The 3,516-nt window shown below is 55.6% G+C and carries 3 protein-coding genes; 2 read left to right on the top strand and 1 reads right to left on the bottom strand.

Annotation, left to right across the window (positions count from 1 at the left end; all coding sequences use genetic code 11):
- Nucleotides 1–784: hypothetical protein (locus tag Q0288_RS04955; protein WP_299428068.1), on the top strand; the 784-nt coding region annotated here is incomplete at its 5' end.
- Between the two features lie 1,620 nt (nt 785–2,404).
- Here Q0288_RS04955 and Q0288_RS04950 read toward each other — a convergent pair.
- Nucleotides 2,405–2,977, bottom strand: coding sequence for an NYN domain-containing protein (locus tag Q0288_RS04950; RefSeq protein ID WP_299428065.1), 573 nt, complete (start codon nt 2,975–2,977; stop codon nt 2,405–2,407).
- Between the two features lie 181 nt (nt 2,978–3,158).
- Between Q0288_RS04950 and Q0288_RS04945 the strand changes: the two genes are divergently transcribed.
- Nucleotides 3,159–3,362 carry a hypothetical protein gene (locus tag Q0288_RS04945; RefSeq protein ID WP_299428062.1) on the top strand — a complete coding sequence of 68 codons (204 nt, stop codon included), beginning with the start codon at nt 3,159–3,161 and terminating at the stop codon, nt 3,360–3,362.
- Nucleotides 3,363–3,516 lie beyond the last annotated feature (154 nt).

Below are 3,516 nucleotides of genomic sequence, written 5' to 3'. Positions count from 1 at the left end.
TGGAAACAGCCGGGAGATTCGGCTGCCCAACAACAACCTGACCCCTCATGGAGCAAAGGTGACAGTGGGAAATGGCGCGACCACTGCCGAGCAAGACAAATTCATGCAGATGCTGTTCTGGCCGGTGAGGGTGGGCGATAGAAGCGTCAACGGGGTTACCAGAGAGGTTTACGCGGCCTGGTTGCCGGAGAGAATGGGCTCTTCACATTTCCAGGGGGAAACCAATACCAGTTTTTCCGGAGTGCTGAATGGAGGCAATGCCTGGCTCTCCGACAACGGTTGGCCAGAGCGGTTGACAGGAGCATGGCTGCGCGACATAGATTTGCCAAGCATTGTTGGAGGTATCCTTCCCCCAGTCCTCAATTTTGTCACCTGGTCGCAGGCCACCTGGAAGGTGGGCGGAACGCTCAAGGATTCTATCGGCGCACCGTCGGACAGGGAGATGCCTGCCATAGTGGGCTACCAGACGAATAACTCTATACCCCTTATTGCAAACGGAATTCGCTTCGGAAATGGACACTTTGCCCTGGCCAAAAAGTTCAAGATTCTGGAATATTGGGACTGGTCGGAGAACTACGCTGTCATCAACATCAGCAACAGAAGTGGCCTCCCCTACTATGCCCGTACAGGCGACATAGAATATTGGAACGGTAGCAACACCGTTTACCTGAGCGACTACTACGATATGTCCTTTGCGGTCTACCGGCTCTACACACCATCACCCACTTCCAACCCGGGCGATAACCCACCCCCGCCCCCGCCCGGGGATGGTCCACGCGACTGAGGTGGCATATGCGTTGGTTTTATGTGCTTTTACTGGCCTTGGCTTCGCTTCTCTCGTCCTGCATTTATTCTCCATCTGCTGCGTCCATGTACCTGTTCTACTTTCCTGAAGACCCGACTCTGTGTCCACAGGGTATCCAGGCCGAGGTTAGGATTGGGTCAGGTGACCAGGGGTATCTGAGCCCCCTACTTCTTTTCAACCGGGGAAACTACAGGGATCGCGAAGTAGAGGAGGTTGCTGCAGACTGGGAGCCCAAGCCGGGTAGTGAAGGAATGTTTGCAGCGGTTCGGTTTCAAATAACCCGACCGGCTACCAGCCCATCGCGGGGTGAAACCCTACCCCCCTTGCCCCGCCTGGAGATGTGGAAGGGCCTTTACAGCCAGGATTTTCTTATGTATTACGGGCGGGTACCCCGCCTGCGGGTGCAATGCTCGGATGCGCCTGCATTGGAATTCGCAAGCCAGCCAGGTAAAAATTTTTTTGTGATTCTGGAAGATGTAGCGGCTCCTAGCAAACTGCGGGTTTTGCAATATGGCTCACCCGATTTTGGCCCATAGATGGAGCATTCTTAACTCCTGGCAGCAGCAGGTTTGCTGCCAGGGGGTTATGGCGCTCTTCATAGTTGGGGTCTGCGGGATGTACCGAAGGTGAATATGAATTGGTGTTGCCTACAGCGCTTCTCACCACTTAGTTGCGCCAGGGTGAAAATGCGGAACCGGCCGGTGCGGTGAATGCGTACCTGGCGCAATTCCCTCCGGGCGTTTGGGGGCCACATTCCGCATTTCAACTATGAAGACACTTATCCCCCGCTGGTGTTCCTCCCTTGAGTTTAGAAAGCCTTGTCATAGCGAGGAGGCCGCAGGCCCGCAAAACTATTCAGCAGGAGATCACAAAGCCCTTTGGCTGACGGGGTGATCTGGATTGCTCCCCCTTCCGCTTCACCTCAGGGTCGCAAAGATGGCTCGATTACAAGAACGATGGTTCCGAATTGCTGTAAGCGTTTTGGTTAATCAGAGCCAACAGATCAGGTATTATCGCGGTTAACTCTATTTTTTCGCCCCTAATCCTGGCGGCAGAAAACGAGTCCTGCACAGTTTCATGGATTTCGGGGATGACTGCATTCTTTCCGAGAACTGCACTAACAGGAACCGCTGTAGTGCAGGGTTCATTTTGTTTTGGATTGACCCAGGGCCTTAAGCAACTCTTGCGCTTGACTCAGTTTGGCCTGCACCTCTTGAAGTTAAAATTCGAGGTTCCCTGGCGCGGGAGCCCTGGCCTCTTGCAGGCTTTTCCGCATCTCGTCCATGCTGTTGACCACAATGCCCACCAGCACAAATTTCTTCCCTGGGGGCGGGGCCATTACCGCTGTCCAGCCCAAAAGCTGTAAAGCCCATACCCCGAAGCGTTGCCAGGGTGTCTAGGGCCTGATTGCATAGGGATGGGTCATTCCCACTGGTATACCACATCGGGCCAGGAATGAATGGGGAGGGTCTTCTGGCCCATCGTACACAAGGTTATTCTGGTCGGAGATGCTGCTGCTGCTTTGGAGCTCGAACGTATGCCCGTGCTGCCCTGAAATAGAACCAGAGAGGGGGTCTGTCTATAGGCTGGCACAGCCAGCTACCGCAACTCGTCCTCGAGGTTTTCCATCAGCCGCCGGGCCTGCCCGGACTGTTCTTCAGAGCCAAAACCTTCCTCGGTAACGCCCGGATAGGCGCGTCGTCCACCCCCGGTGCGCTCGAGCTGGGGCTGCAACTCGCGCAGATCCAGATAGCGGTCGCTCTGGTTGCGCAACTCGAGGTCGGTAAGTTCAGGCACACCCAGCAGATGAATCTCCTTACCCTGGGCCCGCAAGGCCGACAGGGTATGGGCCAGATCGCCCGAACCGCTGGCCAGTACCGCTCGTTCCCAGCGGGGAGAAGTGACCAGCAAATCGGTGGCGATCATAGCCTCAAAGCGGGGGTCGCCGTGGGCTTCGCGGCTCCGCACGGTGTAACCCATAAACACCAGCGCATCGAGAAATTTTTGCTGACGCTCGTCGTTGCTGTCGGTGACGGGTGCGTAGTAGAAGGCGTTGTACAGGTCTTCGGGTCTGGAGAAAACCCCAATCGCCTTTCGGTGGTCTATATTCCACCCCAAACGCTTGGCAGCGTCATACATGTAAGAACCGTCAATAAACAAAGCCGTCTTCATCGTTTTCTGTCACTTCCTGTTCTGCGGAGGGGTTGTCCGCTACGCTAGATGTGCTATGGTACACCTAGACAGCCCAATCTACTATCTCGGCCCGCTCGAGCGACCGTTACTGACTCAGACAGGGCCACCCCTAGCTCTGCTCTTTACATCATGCGACATTGCACGACAATTTCCAAGCGCTTTGCCCGACTTTGCCAACCTCGAGGTGCAACAAGTACAGGACTGGCGTGGAAAAGAAGAGCTTCTCAAAGCCTTGTTGCTGCAAGGCATCGAAGTGTATTTGCTCGACCCCGACCCTGGCAAACCCCTGCAAGCCGCACCCCATGCCGTGCGGGCCGCGCTGATCTACGTACAAAGCCACAAAAACCAGACGGCTTGCCTATGAGCCTGCACGATTGAGATTCCAGCAGGATGCCCGCTCCAGGTGGGTGTTATGCAGACCGGGTGTAAGGTTGAGAATCAGCCTTGACCTCTTGCGGGTACCCGATTCGGAACCCGACCGAAGGGAGACGCTTTTTTCGCCGACCATCCGGGAGGGG

This window comes from uncultured Meiothermus sp. (assembly GCF_937863175.1).
Lineage (GTDB): Bacteria > Deinococcota > Deinococci > Deinococcales > Thermaceae > Meiothermus.
Note: the sequence above shows the minus strand (reverse complement) of the source record. Positions and strands in the feature narration are given on the sequence as shown.